Origin of the sequence: Streptomyces sp. NBC_01013 (assembly GCF_045162765.1) — a bacterium.
Taxonomy (GTDB): Bacteria; Actinomycetota; Actinomycetes; order Streptomycetales; family Streptomycetaceae; genus Streptomyces.
On sequence record NZ_CP108687.1, the window covers coordinates 1,901,120 to 1,921,819 of the forward strand.

Sequence of the window (20,700 nt, forward strand, 5' to 3'; positions counted from 1 at the left end):
ACACCCGGGTGGCCGATGATGGACGCACTCCGGCCGACGCGTCAACGGCTTGGACGCGTTTCCCCCGGCTCGACCGGACCGCCCGTCAGCTGATGATCTGCTGCTGCGATCTGAGGCAGCTGGCTCTGCCACGGAGGGTTCGGACCGACGACCGAGCAGGTCAGGGCCGCGACATGGGCGGCGAACACGCAGGATTCCGCCACCTCACCCATGCGGAGACCGGTCAGCCGCCCCCCGAGGAGTCCGCGCGTACCCAGGTGGTGCAGCAGACCCGCCGTGAAGGAGTCGCCCGCCCCGACCGTGTCGACGACCCGCGTCATCACGGCCGGCACCTGCACCCGCTCGCCGTCGAGTGAGACGAGAGCACCACCGGCGCCACGCGTGACCACGACGAGCCGTGCGCCGGCAGCGTGCCAGACGTCGCACGCCTGCTCGATGGGCGTCTCCGGCAGAAGGAGCCTGAGGTCTTCCTCGCTCAGCCGCAGCACGTCCGTGAGGTCGCACCAGTGCCGCATCTTCGCCCGGTAGGTCGCGGGATGCACCAGCAACGGCCGGACGTTGGGATCGATACTGATCGTGGCCCGGGATGAGGCCGCGGCCAGGAACTCCTCCACCGCCGCCGCCCCGGGCTCCCGGACCAGGGCGAGCGAACCCGTGTGCAGGCACGCGGTGGCGGACAGGTCCACATCGGCCAGTTCGGCGCTCGACCACTGCCAGTCGGCCGTTCCCTGCGCATGGAACGAATACGCGGCCTGCCCCTGCGCGTCCAGCTCCGCCACCGCCAACGTGCTCGGCTCCGACGCCACGACAGCGTGCGAGAGGTCCACCCCCGAAGCCTCGAGGTGGGCCCGGAACAGCCGGCCGAACACATCCCCGGACAGCCGCGCGAGGAAGCGGGACGGAGTGCCCAGACGGGCCAAGGCCACGGCCGTGTTCGCCGGGCCGCCACCAGCCAGTACACGCAGGTCGAGCTCGTTCGGGGCGCTTGCTGGCCGGGCGAACGCGTCCGCGACGCATTCGCCCAGGACGGTGATCTGACGCGGACTCATGGGCTGCTCTTCTCTGACGAACGGACGGGCAAACCGAGTACGTCACCCCACGGGCGTTGCCACTGCAGGTGAGCGACGACCGAGGACGTTGCCGATTTGTAACAGCGGTAAGGCATTGACGTGCCCAGGAGACGGAGTCCATCATCCTCGGCAAGCAGTGTCAACGATGACATAAGTCAACGATGACACCCCGGGACGGCATGCTTCGATGCCGGCCGAGCCGCACGCGATCCCGCAGGAGTCGTTCATGCCTCGCACCATTCGTCTGACCCCGTCCCTGATCAGAGCCGCCGCATGCACGGGTATCGCGGCTCTCACCCTGACGGCCTGCGGATCCGGTTCCGGATCGGATTCCGCGGGCGACGGCTCGAACGGCGTCAAGGTCGGTCTGATCACCAAGACCGACACCAACCCGTTCTTCGTGAAGATGAAGGAGGGAGCGGAGAAGGCAGCCAAGGAGAGTGGCGCCCAACTGATCTCCTCAGCAGGCAAGTTCGACGGGGACAATGCCGGTCAGGTCACCGCCGTCGAGAACATGGTCGCCTCGGGGGTGAAGGGCATCCTCATCACCCCCAGTGACTCCAAGGCGATCGTGCCCGCCCTCGAGAAGGCACGAGCCAAGGGGGTCATGGTCATCGCCCTGGACTCGCCCACCGATCCCCGGAGCGCGGTCGACGCCCTCTTCGCCACCGACAACCTCGCGGCCGGCAAGCTGATCGGCGCCTACGCCAAGGCTGCCATGAAGGGCAAGGCGGCCAGGATCGCCACCCTCGACCTGGCGCCCGGCGTCGCCGTCGGCATCCAGCGGCACGACGGCTTCCTCAAGGGCTTCGGCCTCGGCGAGAAGGACCCGGCGATCGTCTGCTCCCAGGACACCGGGGGCGACCAGGCGAAGGGCCAGACCGCTATGGAGAACTGCCTGCAGAAGTCTCCCGGCATCAACGTCGTCTACACCATCAACGAGCCGGCCGCGCTCGGCGCGTACACCGCGCTGAAGGCCAAGGGCCGGGAGAAGGACGTCCTGATCGTCTCCGTCGACGGCGGCTGCACCGGGACGCAGGCGGTCAAGGACGGCAAGATCGCCGCGACCTCCCAGCAGTACCCGCTGAAGATGGCTGCCGAAGGCGTCAAGGCCGTCGTGACGTACGCCAAGGACGGCAAGAAGGCGACCGGTTACACCGACACCGGCGTCAGCCTGATCACCGACAAGGCACAGGCAGGGGTCGCAGCGAAGGACACCGCCTATGGCCTGGACAACTGCTGGGGCTGAGCCCACCCCGGGTCGCCGCCGTCCGACACCCGTTGGCGGGGTCGCCGGCCCCTACCCGAAAAGGGACGGCCGCGCTCTGTCCTCCCACAAGGACCTCTGTTCTTCCGACAAGGACTTCGCATGACAGCCACCACCACGCCGTACGCCGAGCTCAAAACACCGACCACGGCCCGCAGACTGCTCACCGCGCCGACCACCGGCCCCCTTGCCGCCCTCCTCCTTGCCTGCGTGTTCTTCTCCACCTCCACGGACCAGTTCCTCACGGGCGGCAACTTCTCGCTGATCGTGCAGCAGGTCATGGTCGTCGGCACCCTCGCCATCGGGCAGACCCTGATCATCCTTACGGCGGGCATCGACCTGTCGTGCGGCGCCGTGATGGCGTTCGGCAGCATCGTGATCGCCAAGATGGCGGCCGAGGGCACCCTGCCCCCGCTCCTCGCCATCACCCTGGGCCTGGCCGTCTGCGGTGGCTTCGGCCTTCTCAACGGGCTTCTGGTGCAGAAGATCCCGCTGCCGCCGTTCATCGTGACGCTCGGCATGCTCAACGTGGCGTTCGCCCTGACCCACATCTACTCCGAAGAACAGACCGTCACCAGCCTGCCCGGCCCGCTGACCGCCCTCGGAGAGACCTTCCCGCTCGGCCGCACGGACATCACCTACGGCTCGCTGGTCACCATCGCCCTCTTCCTCCTCCTGGCCTACTCCCTCGGCAACACCGGATGGGGCCGGCATGTCTACGCCCTGGGCAACAGCCAGGAAGCCGCACGGCTCAACGGCATCCGCACCTCCCGCCTGACCATCGGCATCTACACCGTCGCCGGCGTGCTGTACGGGCTCGCAGCCCTGCTGCTCATCTCCCGCACCGGCGTCGGTGACCCGCAAGCGGGACAGACCGAGAACCTCGACAGCATCACCGCCGTGGTCCTCGGTGGCACGAGTCTCTTCGGCGGACGCGGCTCGGTCCTGGGCACCTTCATCGGTGTCCTCATCGTCGGTGTCTTCCGCAACGGCCTCCAGCTGATGGGTGTGGCCTCCATCTACCAGACCCTGATCACCGGGATCCTCGTGATCCTCGCAGTGACCGTCGACCAGATGTCCCGGAGGAAGGCCCGATGACCACCACCACTCCCACCCCCGTTCTTCAGGCCCGCGGTCTGGTCAAGCGCTACGGCCAGGTCACCGCCATCGACGGCGCGGACTTCGACCTGCTGCCCGGCGAGGTCCTCGCGGTCATCGGCGACAACGGCGCCGGCAAGACCAGCCTGATCAAGGCCCTCACCGGTGCGGTGGCACCGGACGCGGGCGAAATACGCCTCAACGGCGAACCCATCCAGTTCACAGGGCCGCAGAGCGCCCGCGCCCACGGCATCGAGACGGTCTACCAGGACCTCGCGGTGGCCGCCTCGATGGACATCGCCTCGAACATGTTCCTGGGACGTGAACTGCGCCGGCCCGGTGTCCTCGGGAGCGCCCTCCGCATGCTGGACAAGAAGCGCATGCGACGGGAAGCTGCCGAGCACATGGCCGACCTCAAGATCGGTCTGCGATCGCTCACGCAGGCGGTGGAGACACTCTCCGGCGGACAGCGGCAAGCCGTGGCGGTCGCGCGTTCCGTCGCCTGGGCGCGCAGCGTCGTCGTCATGGACGAGCCCACCGCCGCCCTCGGCGTCAAGGAATCCGGGCAGGTCCTCGACCTGATCCGCCGGGTCCGCGACAAGGGCATGCCCGTGGTCCTGATCAGCCACAACATGCCGCACGTCTTCGAGATCGCCGACCGGATCCACGTCCACCGGCTGGGCCGTCGCGCCGCCGTGATCAAGCCATCCGACCACACCATGGCGGAAGTCGTCGCCATCATGACCGGCGCGCTGACCCTCGACGAGGCCGGAGGTACTGTCATAGCGGATTCCGAGGCCGCCAAGGCAGCGGGGGTCCAGGCCACCTGACACCCGACGCAACACTCACAGGTTCCGGCCGAGGCCGCGGCCGGAACCGACGAGCACAGGGAGACCCCCGCTCCATGGCAGCGAACCGCCGCCCCACCCTGGCCGATGTCGCCCGCGAAGTAGGCGTCAGCGCCAAGACGGTTTCCCGGGTACTCAACGAGGACGGGCCCGCCTCGGCCCGGACCAGGGAACAGGTTCTCGCCGCCGTAGCCAAACTCGGCTTCCAGCCGAACCTCATGGCCCGCAACATCCGTGTCGGCGGACCCGACACGACCATCGGACTCGTCGTCCCCGACCTCGGCAACCCCTTCTTCGGAGCGGTGGCCGGCGGCATCGAGGACGTCGTGCGGGACCGCGGCCTGACCCTGCTCATGGGGGCATCCGCGGACGAGCCCGAGCGAGAACGCGCCCTGAGCGACACGTTCCTGGCCCGCCGCGTCAGCATCCTGATGGTCATCCCCGCCGTCGGCTCCGACCACTCCCACCTGCGGACCCACCGGAGCTCGGGACTGCCGGTCGTCTTCGTCGACCGGCCGGGAGCCGGGCTGGCCACGGACAGCGTCGTCAGCTCCAACCGCGCGGGAGCACATGAGGGCGTCACCCACCTGATCGCTCACGGCCACCGTCGCATCGGCTTCGTCGGCGACCTCCCCACCAGCCTCTACACCCGCCGTGAACGCCTGGCGGGATACCGCTCGGCCCTGGCAGAAGCCGGCCTCCCTCACGACCGCTCCCTGGTCATCAACGCCCACGACCAGCACGGGGCCGCTGTCTGCACCTCCCACCTGCTGGGGCTGGCCGATCCCCCCACCGCTCTGTTCGCCGGCAACAACATCGTGGCGCTGGGGATGGTCGCCGAACTGGCCCGCAGCAGGCGGAAGGACGTCGCCGTGGTCGCCTTCGACGACGTGGCGCTCGCCGAGGCCCTCGAACCCGGCCTGACAGTCGTGGCCCAGGACCCCGAGGAGATCGGCCGGAGGGCAGCGGTCACCGCCCTGGCGCGCCTGGACGGTGACCGCTCCCGTGCCCGTACCATCACCGTCCCCACCCGGCTGATCGTCCGGGGTTCGGGAGAACTCCCTGCTGCGAAGGCGCAGAGGGACTGAGGCGGACATCGCATCGTCGAAGGCCCGCGCGCTCTCGCACCCCACCGCCGCCTCCGCACCGGCCACACGTACACGCTGCCGGTCGGGGACGTGGTCGTGGTCCCGCCGGCAGACTGGCAGGACGCCGCTGTCGCGGCCGCCCACCGCGATGGCAACGCGCAGCGCTTTCAGCCCTGGTGGCGTCGCCGACGCTGGTGCCGGCTCCTTCGGAAGGAGCAGGGCGAGCGTCACGACCGAGGGAGCCGGCGGCATCGTGTACCCGGGCAGCCGACTGCCCGGGTACGCACGGGGCCGGGGGCATTAGGGTCGGCCTTCGGCCGCAGTGTGCGCGGCCTGCGAAGCTAAGGGCTGTCCCGCAATTCTTGGTGGATCAGCGTGCGGCGTCGGATGCGGTGCATCGCAAGGCGGAGAGGCGCCCGCATACTGGATGTATTCGGGTGTTTCGACAACGCGGCGAGGTGCCGTAGCTGTCGTCGTGCGCCCGCCAGGAATTGCGGGACAGCCCTTAGGCCTCGGCCCAAGAGGGGTACGTGTGAACAGTGGTGTGCAACGTGGTGCGATCGCCGCGGTGCAAGTGCTCGGCCTCGCTGTGTGGTTCTCCATGTCGGCGGTGGTTCCCAGCCTCCGGAACGACTGGGGACTCACTGCCGGCGGGGCGGTATGGCTGACGGCCTCCGTACAGATCGGTTTCGTCGCCGGGGCGGTGGCGTCGGCCGCCCTGAATCTGGCTGACCGCGTCCCGCCGCAGCGTCTGCTCGCCGCCAGTGCCGCAGCCGCTGCCGCCTGCACCGTGGTGCTGGCCCTGGTCGCCGACCAGTTGGCCGTCGCCATCCCGCTGCGGTTCCTGACCGGGATGTTCCTGGCCGGGGTCTACCCCACCGGCATGAAGCTCATGGTCTCGTGGGCCGGGAGCGCCGGACGGGGCAGGACCATGGGGGTCCTCATCGCCGCCCTCACCCTTGGCTCCACGCTTCCTCATCTGATCGCCGGGGTGGGATCGCTGCGCTGGCGCGATGTCCTGCTCGCCGCTGCGGCAGCCGGGTTCGTGGGTTCCGTCATCGCTCTGCTCCTTGTCCGGCCCGGCCCCTACGCAGCGAAGTCCGCGCCGGTCCGCAATCCCAGGTATGCGCTGAACATGTTCACCGAGCGCGGGCCACGGCTGGCGAACCTCGGCTACTTCGGGCACATGTGGGAGCTCTACGCCCTGTGGACGTGGATCCCGTCCTTCCTGCTGGCAACCTCCGCCTCGCGGGGACTGCCCGGCTCGGTGGAGATCACGGTGTTCCTCACCATGGGACTCGGAGGAGCTGCCGGCTGCCTGATCGGCGGCTGGGGCGCGGACCGCTTCGGCCGTCCGCCGGCCGCCATGACAGCTCTTCTGCTCAGTGGTCTGTGCTGCCTGGCCTCCCCCTTCTTCTTCCATGCTTCGTCGCTGCTTCTGTTCGCCTTCTGCACGCTGTGGGGTGCGGCCGTGATCGCGGACTCGGGGGTGTTCTCGACATCACTGAGCGAGGTCGCCGACCACCGCTACATCGGAACGGCCCTCACCGCCCAGACCGCGATCGGATTCGCCCTGACCGTCATCACCATCCAGCTCACCCCCCTGCTGGCCGATGCCATCAGCTGGCGTTACGCCTTCCTCCTCCTGGCACCCGGGCCCCTGGCCGGCGCCCTCGCCATGCGGGCGTTCGGCAGAGGCGTCGGCGCCCCCGCTGCAGTTCCGCAGGCCGACTCCTGAGGTTCGGCGGCCCGAGAGCTGTCCCGCGATTCGTGGTGGATCAGCGCGCGGCGTCAACTGCCGTGCATCGCACAGCGGAGAGGCGCCCGCATACGGGATGTGTTCGGGCGTTTCGACAACGCGGCGAGGTGCCGCGGCTGTCGTCGTGCGCCCGCCAGGAACTGCGGGACAGCCCTTGGGCAGTCCGACACCGGCCTGCCTTTCGCAGCGACAGACCGGAGCGACCCGGGCGAGTTCGTGCCGGCGTGTCACATCCCCGCCAGTCCCCCGCGCGCACCCTTCGAGCCGACAGCCACCCTTGCTCACCCCCGCACCGCGGCACTCCCGCATCGCGGCGATCTGCCGCGGCCGACAGCCGGCCGCATGAGTCATGACGCTCACCCGACCGGACCCCGCCGCTCCGGCGTCCGCTACCGCTGCGGCGCTGAACCCGGTCCCAGCCGCTGCGCCGCGTTCGACGCGAGCCCTGCGGGCGCCCCGTGACAGGCCAGGAACTGTGCCACCGTGCCGTGCCGTTCGGTGATCCAGTCCAGAGCCTGCGCCATCGCGGGGACCGACCCGGTGTTCATGGCATCGAAGTACTCCACATCCTTGCCCTTGGCGGACCAGGACGCCCGCCGGCGGGCCACAACCGGGGCGACCGCCTCGGCTGCCTCGGCGTGCTGGGCCATGACGGCCTGCCGGTCCCACCCCGCCAAGCCCAGCGCGAGAGCCACGACGAGGCCGGTACGGTCCCGGCCCGTCCGGCAGTGCACCAGCACGGCCCCGCCATGGGGCTCCACGACGTACTCAACCGCCTCGGCCAGTGCGGGGCCGTTCACCGAGAGGTGCCGGAGATACAGATCCGAAAGCGTGGCGCAGTTGTCCGGCAACGGTCGTGACGCCTCGTCACCGATGGGTATCCGGCGGTAGCTCACCCCCGCCGCCGCCGACAGGTCCTGCGCCAGCTTGCCGGCCTCCCGGTCGCTTCGCAGGTCCAGGACGGCCGCCATGCCGTGCGTGCGGAGCACCGCGATGTCCTCGGCGGTGTAGCGAGCGGTGAAACCTCCCCGCAGCAGCAGGCCACGCACGGGCTCCCCGCTGCCGCGCTGTCCGAGGACGTCATGTACCAGGTGGGGCAGCGCGAGTTCAATCGTGCGCATCAGATCCGCTCTCCCGCCCCGCAGGTGCCGGTGTGGACACGGTCGGAGCGACATCGTCTGTCCTGTTGCCGGGCGGGCGGCATGCTCACGCGTCCCGCCCGGGGAGCCGCAGGTCCTCGACCCCTACCAGGGACCGGCCCGGGTCCGTCCCGTCGCCGAGGAAGTACTGGTGGGCCTCGTGGTTGTCGGGGTCGCCGTAGGCGCCCAGCGCCGTGTGCGGCGGAACGGCGTCGTACTCGGCGAGTCGCGCCCGGATGCGCAGGCGTGCGCGGTGGTCCGCGCCCCCGACGGTGTCGAAGGACGAGCGTGACTGGACGACGGCGGTCCACGCGGGTCCCAGGTTGCGGCTGCGCCGGTCCTGGTGGCCGGGCGTGCTGAAGTTGAAGAAGAAGTCGACGCCTTCGAACCAGAACACCCAGCGGGGGTCCTCCGGGTCGAGCGGTGTCGCCTCCGGCCAGTCGTGCCGGTCCATTCTCCGCAGCAGGCGCAGCACCCCCGCCGAGAATTCCCGCTCCGCCCGGAGCGATCCGGTCCCGGGCAGGTCGGCGAAGATCACGACGATCTGCTCGGGTTCCTTCGAGATCGCCCCCGCGGCTTCGGCAAGCAGGTCCGCCGCCTCGGCCGCCTCGGCCGCCTCGGCCAGACCGAACAGCAGGGTGTCCTCGAGCACGGGGCGGGGAGCGAAAATGCAGGGAAACGCCGGGTCCAGCACACGGTGGGTGAACTCCTCGACGAGTTCCCCCAGCCGCCGTGCCCCGGTACTTTCGCTGGCTGCGACCTGTGAGGCCCGGTACAACACGTTCGTCCACCTCCAGTAATCGATGTCGGCGTGAGGCGATCAGTGGGCCGTCATCCGACGGGCCGTGCCGTGGGCCTCCCGCCGGACATGCAGTCGCGGAGGAACGACAGCTTGGAGTAGAAGGTCTTCTCGGATGTCACGCCGGCCTCCGCCAGCCACTCCCCGACCGCGTCCGCGAGCCGGTACAGCTCCGCGTCGATCGATGCCTGGTCCAGCCCGTCGTGCACCCGAGAGCGGTGGTACTCGATCTCGACCTGCTGGAGAACCGCGTCGTACTCGGGTACGACCACCTCGTCGATCTCGATCCCGAAGAAGTGTCCGGTGGACGCCGACTCCACGTTCACGTCGAAACGGCACCGGGTGAAGGAGGGGAGCCGACGACACGTCAACTCGCCGTAGTCCCGCGCCAGAACCTCGGCGAACTCACCCGTCGGGATCTCAAGGCCCTGCCGGAACGTTTCGGTGCGCCGCATCGCGTCGGCCGCGAAGACCTTGTGCTTGAGCTCGTAGCTTCCCGAGGGCTTCCGGATGAACGCGATGTAGCCGCGCTCGGCGACCGGGTCGAGGACTTCGAAGGTGTGCTGCTGGAAGTGCCAGCGCTGCAGTTCGTTGCCCACATCGGGAAGGAACCCCGGCAAGCGACCGTCACTCACGACGGACGCGATCCGTGAGGCCAGCCCCCAGGGGGACACCCGCTCCTTCAGACCGAGCTTGAGTTCGATCTCCGTCTCGGGCTCGAAGTGCGTGAACTCCTGCCATTCCACGGCTACATGGTCACGCAGCTCGTGCGCCCGGGTCAGCGCCTCGCGCGCGATCTCCGGCACGGTGGCGCCGTCCTTCGGCTCCACCGTGGCCACCCGGGCGAAAACGGCGCCCACCTCGCGCATCCGGGTGCACATCAGGACCTCGGTGCGGTCGCACCCGGTGCCGCGATGCACCCGCAGCACCGCCAGCGGTGTGATCGTGTCGAGGTCTGCCGCCCGGCCCCCGTCCGTTCGCCACGTGGCCAGGACCCGAGCGAAGTCCGGATCCATGGACGTCCCGCGCCAGACCACCAGCGGTTCGGTGAACTCCCTTGTCGCAGCCTCGCGTTCGCCGTCCAGGAGCAGCGCCCACCGCGTCGCGGTCGCCGGGGGCTTCAGGTACTCCACAGCCTGGGGGCCTGCCGAGCTGAAGGGGCTCGGTGCGATCCGCACGACGACCAGGGGCGTGCCCGGCCGGGGCGCGAGCGGATAGTGGAGACCGACGTCGCCCAGCACCAGGTAGTGCTCCGGCTCGGTTCCGACGGCGTCTTCGACCGTGATGTCGATCAAGTGGAATCCCTTCCCCTGTGTGTGTGCCGGTGCGTGCCGCCGTAGGTGTGAGCGGACCAGCGGCAAGTCGCCCATGGCGGGCGAGCCCGGCTGGACGCGGACGGCCGAGGGCGTACACCCCCGCGCCAAGGAGGCTTCAGCGAGTGACCTGCGGTGCGGTTGCGGTCAGCCGGACCGAAGGAACCGGTCGGAAGATTATTCGGCGACCGACCTCAGAAAATGACAATGCATGGATGATTGACATCGCTCCACAGCCGCTGCCGCCACAATTCAGAAAAGCCCCATGTCCGGATAGGGCATCGATCAGGAATTCAACAGCACTTTGTTTCGGTCACGACTGCATCACGGGTCATGATCGCACGTCAGGTTAGGTGGTCGCAGAGACGGGTGTCAACGGGGACCTTTGAAGTCGAGTGGAATCATTCATCCCGCCGAACAAAGGCCGCCGACCAGGGGCTTTACCTCCGCCGTGGGCCGACTGCAATTGTCCGGTGCGCCCCGCGACGACAGGATCGCCCCAGCTTGCCCCGGATCGTTTCACTGAGCAGTATCAATAGGCAGGGAGTGACTCATACACCCCAACTCCGCACTCTTCCGAGGGAAAAATTTGCCGGCAGGAGAGTCTTGAAATCGCGGTAATCACTTCGCTAGGGTCGCGCCACCGACAGCTAGCCGATTGGCTGCCCTTCCATGGAGGACTTCGTGACGCAGAGCTCGACGGACGCAGCACAGTTGGGGCAGTTCAACTTCGGCGCGGATTACATTCGCGAGCACTTCGGCAACAATGTTGCCCTGGCAACCCAGCAGATGACGCACAGCGTCTTTCGGCAGAACAGCGAAGCCCACATCGACCACCTTCTGCGCTGCCTCGCGCTGAATGGGGACGAGTCGCTGCTCGACCTGGGCTGCGGCAACGGGTTCATCCTCCGCGACGTGGTCAGCCGGCTCCGTCACGGCGGTTACGCGGTGGCGGTGGACGTCTCCCCCGCGATGCTCGAACTGGCGAAGCGCAACGTCAACGTCGCCTGGGTGCCCCTGACTTTCCAGGAGGGCCGGGCCGAGGACCTTTCGGGGTTCGAGGAGGGCACGTTCCGCCGGGTCATGGCCAACTACATCTTCCACTACATCGAGGACCCGGCCCTCGTGCTGGGCGAGATGGCCCGGGTCCTGCACCCGGAAGGGCACGCCATCGTCACCATCGAGGCCCGCCACTCAATGCCCGAAATGTATGACCTGCATTTTGAGACGATGAAGCGCGTCGGCTTCCCGAGCGACTTCATCGAGCGGCTTCCGCAAGGCCGGCGCGGTGTCATGGTGCTGGACAACGCCAAAGAGATCCTGAGCCGGACCTTCACCTCGGTCGAGGAGAAGCCGTACGTAGACGCGCTGCGTTTCGACAAGGCGGAGCAGTTCATGAATTTCTACGGCAACGGGCACCGGCTGCTCGGCGTGAAGGCCCACGCCGGGGACACCATTTCCCAGACGATGATCGACAGCCTGTACACAGCCGTGGAAGAAGCAGTCGCCAAGCAGATCTCGAATGTCGGGTACTTTGAGATCAGCAAGCAGGCTTCGGTATTCGTCTGCCGGAAGTGAGTGAGTCCACCGTGGCACTCACTGAGCGTGCAATCTCGCGGGTCGCCCTTTTCGGGCTGCCGGGTGCGGGGAAGTCGACGACCGTCTCATTCCTCACACCCGTCCTTGAGGCGGCCGGCCTCAAAGTCTCGGTGGTGAAGCTCGCCCAGCCACTCTACGACGTGCAGCACGCCTTCTATGGGCGACTCGGTGAGGAACTGGCCCCGGGGCAGCAGGACGGTGCGCTGCTGAATTTCCTCGGTTCCCATTTCCGGCGCATCTCCCCCGATTTCCTCGTGGCGGATTTTGCCCGCAGGTGTGAGGCCGCGGCTCTGTCGGGAGCCGATCTCCTGCTGTGCGACGACGCTCGGCCGGTGGATCTCGGCCCGCTGGCGGCCGGAGGGTTCCGGCTGGTGCGGGTCTCGGCTCCCGACGCGCTGCGCTCCGCGCGCAAGGCGCAGCGCGGGGACCAGACGGCGGGCCGGGACGACCACCCCACCGAACTCGGAGGTGAGTCGGTGATCCCGGACTTCGAGCTGGTCAACGAGGGAAGCCTGGCGACTCTCGAACGGCAGGTGGTCGCCCTCGGCGAGGTGCTTGCCGGTCAGTAGCGCGACATGGCGGGGACATCAGCTGACCGCAGATGATCTGACACTCTGTCGCTACTTCGCGGACAGCCTGCGCCGGGCAGCGTGGGGCGCCTCGGCGGAGCAGGGCGCCAAGGGCTGTTCCGCAGCAGAATATGAGAGCAAGAACGGGAGTTCATGTGGGTGCATTCCGGAAGTTCCTCGAGAGCGAGTTTCCCGATGCGCAGATCACGCAGCTGAGCGACACGAACAACGTCGTCTTCCAGGTTTCCTCCCCGGAGGCCGGTCGCATCGTCGCCAAGCACGTCACTGATACGGACATCCCGCTGGGCTACCTGGCCCGGGTGAACAAGGCGCTCATGGACCACGTTCCCGTACAGCGTGTCCTGAAGGTCTTCGAGACGGACCAGGGAGATCCGTTCGACGCGACGTTCTGCGAGTTCGTCGAGGGGCAGAACCTCGCGGACCAACTGGAGGCCGGCAGCGCCCCGTCCGACGACGAGATCGTCGCCAACCTCAGCCGTTACGTCAGCGCCTGTGCCCATCTGCCTCGCCTGTACGAGGGGTTCGGTCTCTACAAGCGGTCCGCCACCCCCTGGCCCACCCATCGTGAGTTCGTGGAGTACTACGGGCGCCGGTACTGGAACCGGGCGCGTCCGTTCTACGACGGCACCGATGTGGCTGTCGCGGTGGACCGGTGGCTGGACGGAGGATTCGCAGCGGCGGCCGAGCGCAACCCGGCTCCTTTCAGGGTGATTTCCGCCGACGCCAATCTGAAGAACTGGATCGTGGAACCGGACGAACGCCTCCGGGTGCTGAACGTCCCGATCGCCGGGCTGTCCACACCCGCCCACGCGGTCGGGGCGGTCAGCCTGCATCTGCGAGGCAGTGAGCTTCACAAGAAGTTTCTCGACACCGCCTCCGCAACGCTCTGCGAGGGCGACGCCGAGATGGTCCCGCACTTCGAACTGTGGGGGCTGCTCGGCATTCTCTCCTTCTACGCGGTCCGCGAGCCCGACCGGCAGGAACACTGGGAGAAGTGGGGGTCGGACGTACCGCTCGACGTGGACTTCAGGAACCTGGTGGAATCCGAGATCATGCCCGTGGTCATGTGATGATCCTCACCGGACAGGCCATCACGGAAGCCGTCTCCAGCGGCGACATCGTCATCGATCCGTTCGACACCGAGCGGATCAATCCCAACAGCTACAACTACCGCCTGGGCGAGGAGATCTACCAGGTGCACGCGGACTCGGACAGCGACGGGTTCAGTCAGGAACTGCTGGAGCCGGCGGACGGCCGGGTGCTGCTGCGCAAGGGTCAGCTCTACCTGGGGCACACACTCGAGCAGATCGGCAGCGGCCAGTACGTCACCTCGCTGATCGGCCGCAGCTCAATCGGCCGGCTGGGACTGTTCGTCCAGCTGTCGGCGGACCTCGGCCATCAGGGCGCGGTCCACCGCTGGACGCTGGAACTGCTCCCCGCGCTCGACATCTACGTCTACCCCGGCCAGATCATCGGCCAAGTGTCGTTCTGGGACAGCCAGGGCAGTGGCGCCCTCTATGTCGGCTGGTACGGGCGCCACGACCGCCCGATGCCGTCCAAACTCCACCAGGTCCCGTCGGCGATGCGAGAGTTTCAGTGATCCTTACCGGCCCAGAGATCAGACGGCAGGTCGGACGTGACGGCATCACTGTCACTCCCTTCGATCCCGACCACCTCAACCCCAACAGCATCGATCTGACGCTCGGTGACACCATCCTGCGTTACCGCAACGAGGTCATCGACCCCAGGGAGGAGCAGGAGGTCGAGGAGATCACCATCCCCCACACCGGCCTGCTGCTCGAACCGCTCGGCTTCTGCCTCGGTTCCTCGCGGGAGATCGTCGGCAGCACGGAGTTCGTGCCGATGGTGCACGCGAAGTCCAGTACGGCGCGCGCCGGCCTGTTCGTCCACGTCACCGCCGATCTCATCGACATCGGATCGATCGGCACCGTGACGTTCCAGCTGTTCTCCACCCTGCCGCTCAAGATCTTTCCCGGGATGCGTCTCGCCCAGATGACCTTCTGGAAGCCGCAGGGCGACATCGCCCTGTACTGCGGTAAGTACCAGGGCTCCAAGGGGCCGAGGAAGTCGATGATCTTCCGGGATCCGTTCTGGCAGTCCCTGCCCCCCGTCGGATGACCGTCCGAGCAGCTCGCCCTACGAAGGGATCCCGTCCATGAGCGGCGACCGACAGGTGGTTGCCTCTGCCTACGGTGCCTCGGTCCACGTGAGCGCGCCCACAGGCGTGATCGCCGGGCTCACGCAGTTGATCTCGCCCTACATCGATGTGCTGCCCGCCGAAGGCCCGGTGGATGCGCCGCACGTCCGGGTCTGTGACTCCCCCCCGTCCGAGGACGTCTGGCGGCGCATGGTCCTGGAGTCGGAGTACGAACCGGACCGCGTGGTGTGGGTCGACGACACCCGGCGACGGATGGCGCTGACGAACGAGGACGAGGGCTGGACGGTCCAGCAGCTCCTGCGCTCGGTGAGGTACCTGCTTCGCTGGCAGGTGTACGAGCGAGGAGACCTGTTCCTGCACGGCGGTCTGGTCCGTGCCGGGGACACCGGCATCGCGTTCCTCGGGCACAAGCGTTCCGGGAAGACCTCCAGCATCCTCAGCGCCCTGCTCCATGGAGGAGCCGACTTCGTCTCCAACGACGACCTCGTCCTCACCGATCCCGACGTCGGTGCCCTCATGGGTTACGGCTCTCCGCGCACCGTGAACGTCCGCACCGACGCGCTGCTGGCCCTGGCTCGCGACACCCCGGCCCTCCTGAGTCTGCTGTCGGACACCAGCCACCCCACCAACGCCTTCCCCGGCCGTCACCACACACGCGACGCCGTCCATTCCGACACCGGCAACCGGCTGCCCGGCTCCGTCTGGGTGCGCTGCGCCGAACTCGCCCACGTCACGGGGCGCTCCCTGCTGCCCGAGTCCCGGGTCGACCTGGTCGTCCTGCCCCGGTTCGACTCCACCACGGACGGTCCTGTCATGACCCGGCTGACCCCACAGGAGGCGTACCGGGCGCTGAGCGAGCACGTCGAGGACAACGCGACCAAGTACGACCCCTACCTGGCCGCTTGGTTCCCGGCTACGGACGCCGACCGCCGGACCCGGCTGCTGCGACGACTGGCGGACCGGACGCCCTGCTACCGGCTGACACAGGACATGGGGCGTCTCGCCGACGCGACGTCCCTCCTGCTCGCCACCCGTGCCACCGCCGGCCCGGTCTCGTGACCGGGCCGTGCGGGGCCGGGCACCCGCTCATCCACACCCTGGGCTGAGGACGTTCATGAACAGCGCTCCAGAAGCGGGCTCCGTAGAGGTCTCGGCGCTCGTCACGGACACCGGCGGGCGCCTCCTGCTGACGGCTTCCTCCGCCGGGGCCCTCATGCTGCCCACAGGCCGCACCGGCGCGGACACGTCTCCGCGCGCAGCGGCCGCGCGGGCGGTCCACCGGACCACCGGCCTCACCCCGCGGCTGGGCGCACTGCTGGTGTGCGACTGGCGGCCGGACGGCTCGGTCCGGCACGTCCTGGACGCGGGGACCGTCAGCCCTCGCACAGTCGACCGCCTCCGCGGGGACGGCCAAAACGAGTTCGTCGCCCCCGAGGACCTGTCCTCCGCCCTGTCCCCCGCCGACACCCGCTGTGCGCTGGCCGCTCTCCGGGCGCGGCGCGACGGACGCGCGGCCCAGACGGAGCACGGGCACATCCCTCCGGTACTGGAGGTCATGGACCGATTCGGTATCGCCCCCGCCCTGCACAGCGGCGGCGCGTGGGCGTGGCACGAGGCCCCCGTCCCCGCTGGGCTTCCGGTCCGTCAGGCGTGGGTGTGGCTGTTCGTACCGGACGGACGCGTGGTCGCATACGTCGACAGCAAGGGCACGGTGGGTCTCCCCGGCGGCACCCCGGAGATCGAGGAACGGGGGGACCCCGCCAGGGCCGCGGTCCGCGAGGTGAGGGAGGAGACGAACATCGAGATCACGCAGCCGGTCCACTTGGGCTATCTGATGGACCGGCGACCGGACGGCCAGGCCGTCGCCCGGGTGCGATTGGCGGCTGTGGCCACGGCCGTCGGTCCCGTGACGACCGATCCGGCCACCGGCACGGTCCACCGCCGTCTGCTGGTGCCTGCCCACCTCGTGCCGGACCTGTGCGGATGGGGGGCGGCTGCCGACCCCCAGGCTCACGCGGCGGTGAGGGCGGTGTCGCGCCTGGGGGTGAGGCCCGAGTCCGCGCCGGAAGCCGTCGAGGAGCTTCCTGTCGCCGGACTTCCCGCCGCCCGCCCGCCGTCCTGAGGGCCCGATCCACCGGGAGCAGCTCTCGGACACCCGTGGACGAGGGGCTCCCCGCTCCACGTCACAACCGGAGGAGACACATGGCTCTGTTGCTCATCGGGGCGTCCCCCAACATCCTGCGTGCCGGGCAGGCGGTCAGCCCTCGGCTGCTGATCGTCGACCGGACCGCTCCCGACCTGGTGAACGTGCTGCGGGGGGAGGACGACCAGTTCTACCTCGTGGACTACCCGGACCCGGCGGCCGTCGACGCATTCGCCGACGTGCTGGCGGTCGGACCACGGCCGACCGCCGTCGTCTCCGTGACCGAGCAGGGCCTGATACCGGCCGCACGCCTCGCCGACCGGCTCGGGCTGCGTGGACCGGGCGAGGACGTCGTACGGAGCACACGCGACAAGCGCCGGATGCGCGAGCGCCTTGCGGCACACGCCCCGCACCTGTCCTTGGCCTCCGCGCCGGGGACCGACCGCGAGGCGGTGGGCCGGATCCTGAAGGACACCGGTCAGGCCGTGCTGAAGCCGGCCCTGGGGACGGCCAGCCGCGGCATCCGGCGCCTCGGTTCGCTGGAGGACCTGGACCGCCTCCCCGGGGACGAGCTCCGCGACGGCCTGGTGGAGGCGTTCGCTCCCGGCGTCGAGGTGAGCGTGGAATCGCTCAGCGTCGACGGCGAGCACCGGGTCGTCTGCATCGCGGAGAAGCGCATCAGCCCCGGATTCGTCGAGGTCGCGCACCTGACACCACCGCCGTCTCTCAGTGAGGCCGACGTGGCGCGGGTGACACGGGCCACCACCGAACTGCTCGACGCCCTGGGGATCACCGACGGACCGGCGCACACCGAGCTCATGGTCGGCTCCGGACGAGTGAGCGTCATCGAGACCCACAACCGACCCGGCGGCGACGGGATCGTCGACCTCGCCGAAGCCACCACCGGTATCGACTGGAGACGCGCCTCGCTGGCGTGGTCGCTGGTTCCGGAGGGATCGGGCCGCGCGGCAGTCGACCACGTGATCCGGGACTGCACGGGACCGGCCGTGGCCGGCGCGGCGGCCATCGTCTTCTTCACCGCGCCGCCCGGCACCGTCACCCGCGTACTCGAACGACCCGACCGGGTGGGAAACGCGGACATCATCTCCTGGCGGGTGGACGTGGAAGTGGGCTCCGAGGTCGGCCCGCTGCTCAGCTCGGCCGACCGGCTCGGCGCGGCCGAAGTCCGCGCCGCCGACGCCCGCACCCTGCGGGACGCGGTCGACCACCTGCTCACCGTCGGCGTCATCGAGGTAACGGAGGGGACGTCAGCATGAAGCCACTCGTGGTCAACCGGCACCGGCTCGACTGGACGGTGGGAACCGGCGGGACCCACGTCCCAGGCACGGGATGGGACCGCGCCCTGCTGACCCGCACCTACGCGGGCGGCCTGGCTGCCTGGTCCCGGGAAGCCTTTCCCGATGTCGTCGTGACGGACATGACCAAGCCCCGGCAGCTGGAGGCGGTCTGTGACTGGATGGTGAGGACCCGGCACGCCACCCACATCGTCTCCCTGCACGAGAAGGATTTGCTCATGGCAGCCCGGGTGCGCGCCCGGCACGGGCTGGAGGGACCCACCGAGAAGCAGATCCTTCCGTACCGCGACAAGCTGTTCATGGCCCGGACCGTGGCAGCGGCCGGATTGCCCTGTCCACCGGTCACCGAGGCCACGCACGGCACCGCGGAGCTGCCGTGGACGGGACGCACGGTGGTCAAGAGCCGCTGGGGGCTGGGTGCCACGGAGGTCGTGGTCGTCGACCGGGCGGAGGACATTCCCCGGGCGGTGGACCGGCTCGGCGGTCAGGCCGAGAACCTGCTCCTGCAGGAGTTCGTCGAGGGCACGATGGCCCATGTCGACGCGGTGGTCCACGACGGCCGCGTCGTCTTCGCCTCGGCCAGCAGATACCTGCAGCAGCCCGGTCACTTCGACCGCATGCCCTACCAGGGCTCGGTCGTCCTCACCGACGGGCCGTTGCGCAGCGCGCTGCTGAACCTCAACGAGCAGGTCCTGCAGGCTCTGGGACTGCACGACTGTGTGACACACGCCGAGTTCTTCGTGACCGAGGACGGTCTGCTCTTCTGCGAGGCCGCCGCGCGCCCCGGCGGAGGCGGGATCGACGACATCGTCGCCCGGACCCACGGCGTCGACCTCGTACGCGCCGCGGTACGCCTCCAGTGCGGCCTCGATCCCCTGATCCGGCCGGGTGCCGTCGACGGGGCGACGCATGGTGTCATCGGCGTGTTCCAGAACGTCAACGACCAGGACCTCGCCGTACCGCTGAGCGAGGTGCCCGGTCTGGTCTCCTACCGGCGCGTCGTCGCGGACATCCCGGGACCGGTGCAGCACGCGACCGACTACGGACACGTCGTGGTGCTGCGCGCCGCCGGGCAGAAGGAGTTCGACACCGCACTGGCGCAGGTGCTGGCCGTCGTCGGGAAAGAAGGATCACGTGCCTGAGAGCGGCAGGGACACCGACTCACCGGCCACCGGCCAAGAGGCCGCTGAACGCCCGGTGCTACGCGTCCTGATCGGCACCTCGGTGATCGGGAAGATCGCGGACTACGGGCTCATGCTGGTGGCACCACTGGCGGTGCTCAGCGCCACGGGCTCCGTCGCCGGCGCGATCCTGACGTTCGCGCTCCGCGGCATCGCGTACGCCGTCTCCCCGGTCATCGGTGTCTACCTGGACCGGTACGAGCGCCGCGGCATGTTCGCCGCGGCACAGGTCCAGCAGGCCGTGTGCGTGGCGGTCGCGGCACTGTTCCTGGACCAGGCGTGGGTGGTGGCCGGCGCCCTCTTCCTCTCCGGCCTCGGCGGCGTCGCGGCGTCGCTCAGCAGCCAGTTCGTGCTCATCCCCGAGCTGATCAGCCCGGCCAACCGTGTCCGTGCGGTCGCGCGGGTGTCGTCGTCGATCGAGTTCGCGAAGGTTCTCGGCTTCCTGAGCGGCGGCGTGGTGCTGGTGGCCCTCGACGCCCGCGCCGCGGCGCTCGGCATCGCGGTGCTCTACGCCGGCGCGGGAGCCTGGGCGATGCGGCTCCCTCGGGTTCCGGTCGAGCCGGCGGACACGAGCCTGCGCGATGACCTCGCCGTCGGCTTCCGATGGCTGGCGAAACCGGAGATCGGGTGGCTGGTCCTCAGCATGACCGTCTCCAATCTGGCCCTGGGCGGACTGGGATCGGTCCTGGTGACCCTGATGGGTGACCGCGGCACGAACCCGACCGTGATCAGCGCGACCCTGGCGATCGGCCTCTTCATAGGCGCATGGGGTGCGCAGCTGACCCCCAGAGCGCTCCCCTCGTGGTCGCTCCAGTCCCGCATCCTGGTGTTCCAGGCGGTGGCCGCCGCAGGATTCGGACTTCTGGTGCTGGAGCCACCGATCTGGGTCATCGTCCTGGCCTGGTCGGTCAACTCCTTCGCACTGGGCCTGAGCAACGTCGTGTCCATCACCTACCGGCAGGAGACCATCCCGGTTCATCTCTCGGGCCGGATCAACAGCGTGATCCGCATGTTCATAGCGGGGGCTGTCCCGTTGTCGGGCATGACCTACGCCCTGGCGGCGATGCAGGGGTGGTGGCTGTGGGGGCCGGCAATCCTGCTGGAGGCTGCGGCCCTGCTGATCTGGCTCTTCCATACCGTCCGCGTGAGCGACAGCCGGCCGCTCGGGCCCGAGGGCTCACCCGACTCGTGAACGGGCGCGGGAGGAAGTGGGGCCGGCTCCATAGGACCTGCGACTCGGCCGCAGCCACGGGCCGGTCGTGGACCTGGTGCTCGAACTCCGCCCGTTGATCCGTCCGTTGCTCCGTCCGT

At 69.0% G+C, this 20,700-nt stretch carries 19 protein-coding genes; 15 read left to right on the plus strand and 4 right to left on the minus strand.

Annotated features, from left to right (window positions below; genetic code table 11):
* Positions 1-41: 41 nt before the first annotated feature.
* Entirely contained in the window at positions 42-1,049 is a 1,008-nt protein-coding gene (locus tag OG538_RS08135; RefSeq protein WP_406091582.1) for a carbohydrate kinase, read from the minus strand.
* A 247-nt stretch (positions 1,050-1,296) separates the two neighbouring features.
* Between OG538_RS08135 and OG538_RS08140 the strand changes: the two genes are divergently transcribed.
* The 5 genes from OG538_RS08140 (at position 1,297) to OG538_RS08160 (ending at position 7,109) form a co-directional block, all read left to right on the plus strand.
* The gene (locus tag OG538_RS08140; RefSeq protein ID WP_406091584.1) at positions 1,297-2,319 is read left to right on the plus strand and encodes a substrate-binding domain-containing protein; all 1,023 of its coding nucleotides are present in this window, start codon (positions 1,297-1,299) and stop codon (positions 2,317-2,319) included.
* A gap of 120 nt (positions 2,320-2,439) precedes the next feature.
* A complete protein-coding gene (locus tag OG538_RS08145; RefSeq protein ID WP_406091586.1) occupies positions 2,440-3,435 on the plus strand; it encodes an ABC transporter permease in 996 nt (331 codons plus the stop codon).
* Positions 3,432-4,265, plus strand: a complete 834-nt coding sequence (locus OG538_RS08150; protein WP_406091588.1) for an ATP-binding cassette domain-containing protein — start codon at positions 3,432-3,434, stop codon at positions 4,263-4,265. The genes OG538_RS08145 and OG538_RS08150 overlap by 4 nt, the downstream gene beginning before the upstream one ends.
* A gap of 74 nt (positions 4,266-4,339) precedes the next feature.
* A complete protein-coding gene (locus tag OG538_RS08155) occupies positions 4,340-5,371 on the plus strand; it encodes a LacI family DNA-binding transcriptional regulator (protein WP_406091590.1) in 1,032 nt (343 codons plus the stop codon).
* 532 nt (positions 5,372-5,903) lie between these two features.
* Positions 5,904-7,109, plus strand: a complete 1,206-nt coding sequence (locus OG538_RS08160) for an MFS transporter (protein ID WP_406091592.1) — start codon at positions 5,904-5,906, stop codon at positions 7,107-7,109.
* A gap of 410 nt (positions 7,110-7,519) precedes the next feature.
* Here the strand turns inward: OG538_RS08160 and OG538_RS08165 are convergent, their stop codons facing one another.
* The 3 genes from OG538_RS08165 to OG538_RS08175 all read right to left on the minus strand — a co-directional run bounded on the left by OG538_RS08165 (position 7,520) and on the right by OG538_RS08175 (position 10,363).
* The gene (locus OG538_RS08165; RefSeq protein WP_406091594.1) at positions 7,520-8,251 is read right to left on the minus strand and encodes a tyrosine-protein phosphatase; all 732 of its coding nucleotides are present in this window, start codon (positions 8,249-8,251) and stop codon (positions 7,520-7,522) included.
* An 85-nt stretch (positions 8,252-8,336) separates the two neighbouring features.
* Entirely contained in the window at positions 8,337-9,050 is a 714-nt protein-coding gene (locus OG538_RS08170) for a YqcI/YcgG family protein (protein WP_406091596.1), read from the minus strand.
* 50 nt (positions 9,051-9,100) lie between these two features.
* Positions 9,101-10,363 carry a hypothetical protein gene (locus tag OG538_RS08175; protein ID WP_406091598.1) on the minus strand — a complete coding sequence of 421 codons (1,263 nt, stop codon included), beginning with the start codon at positions 10,361-10,363 and terminating at the stop codon, positions 9,101-9,103.
* Positions 10,364-11,053: 690 nt separating this feature from the next.
* Here OG538_RS08175 and OG538_RS08180 point away from each other — a divergent pair.
* The 10 genes from OG538_RS08180 to OG538_RS08225 all read left to right on the plus strand — a co-directional run bounded on the left by OG538_RS08180 (position 11,054) and on the right by OG538_RS08225 (position 20,581).
* Entirely contained in the window at positions 11,054-11,959 is a 906-nt protein-coding gene (locus OG538_RS08180; RefSeq protein WP_406091600.1) for a class I SAM-dependent methyltransferase, read from the plus strand.
* Positions 11,960-11,970: 11 nt separating this feature from the next.
* The gene (locus tag OG538_RS08185; protein ID WP_406091602.1) at positions 11,971-12,549 is read left to right on the plus strand and encodes a hypothetical protein; all 579 of its coding nucleotides are present in this window, start codon (positions 11,971-11,973) and stop codon (positions 12,547-12,549) included.
* A 155-nt stretch (positions 12,550-12,704) separates the two neighbouring features.
* Positions 12,705-13,640 (plus strand): hypothetical protein, encoded by a 936-nt coding sequence (locus tag OG538_RS08190; RefSeq protein ID WP_406091604.1) that lies wholly within the window; start codon positions 12,705-12,707, stop codon positions 13,638-13,640.
* Complete coding sequence (locus OG538_RS08195) at positions 13,640-14,170, plus strand: 2'-deoxycytidine 5'-triphosphate deaminase domain-containing protein (protein WP_406091606.1); 531 nt, start codon at positions 13,640-13,642, stop codon at positions 14,168-14,170. The genes OG538_RS08190 and OG538_RS08195 overlap by 1 nt, the downstream gene beginning before the upstream one ends.
* On the plus strand, positions 14,167-14,709 hold the full coding sequence (gene dcd, locus OG538_RS08200; protein ID WP_406091608.1) for a dCTP deaminase: 543 nt from the start codon (positions 14,167-14,169) through the stop codon (positions 14,707-14,709). The genes OG538_RS08195 and dcd overlap by 4 nt, the downstream gene beginning before the upstream one ends.
* An 88-nt stretch (positions 14,710-14,797) precedes the next feature.
* Complete coding sequence (locus tag OG538_RS08205) at positions 14,798-15,808, plus strand: hypothetical protein (protein WP_406091610.1); 1,011 nt, start codon at positions 14,798-14,800, stop codon at positions 15,806-15,808.
* 55 nt (positions 15,809-15,863) lie between these two features.
* Positions 15,864-16,871 carry an NUDIX hydrolase gene (locus OG538_RS08210; RefSeq protein ID WP_406091612.1) on the plus strand — a complete coding sequence of 336 codons (1,008 nt, stop codon included), beginning with the start codon at positions 15,864-15,866 and terminating at the stop codon, positions 16,869-16,871.
* 80 nt (positions 16,872-16,951) lie between these two features.
* The gene (locus OG538_RS08215; RefSeq protein WP_406091614.1) at positions 16,952-18,169 is read left to right on the plus strand and encodes an ATP-grasp domain-containing protein; all 1,218 of its coding nucleotides are present in this window, start codon (positions 16,952-16,954) and stop codon (positions 18,167-18,169) included.
* Complete coding sequence (locus tag OG538_RS08220) at positions 18,166-19,350, plus strand: acetyl-CoA carboxylase biotin carboxylase subunit family protein (protein ID WP_406091616.1); 1,185 nt, start codon at positions 18,166-18,168, stop codon at positions 19,348-19,350. Before OG538_RS08215 ends, OG538_RS08220 begins: the two co-directional genes overlap by 4 nt.
* Positions 19,343-20,581, plus strand: a complete 1,239-nt coding sequence (locus tag OG538_RS08225) for an MFS transporter (RefSeq protein WP_406091618.1) — start codon at positions 19,343-19,345, stop codon at positions 20,579-20,581. The genes OG538_RS08220 and OG538_RS08225 overlap by 8 nt, the downstream gene beginning before the upstream one ends.
* Positions 20,582-20,700: the final 119 nt, after the last annotated feature.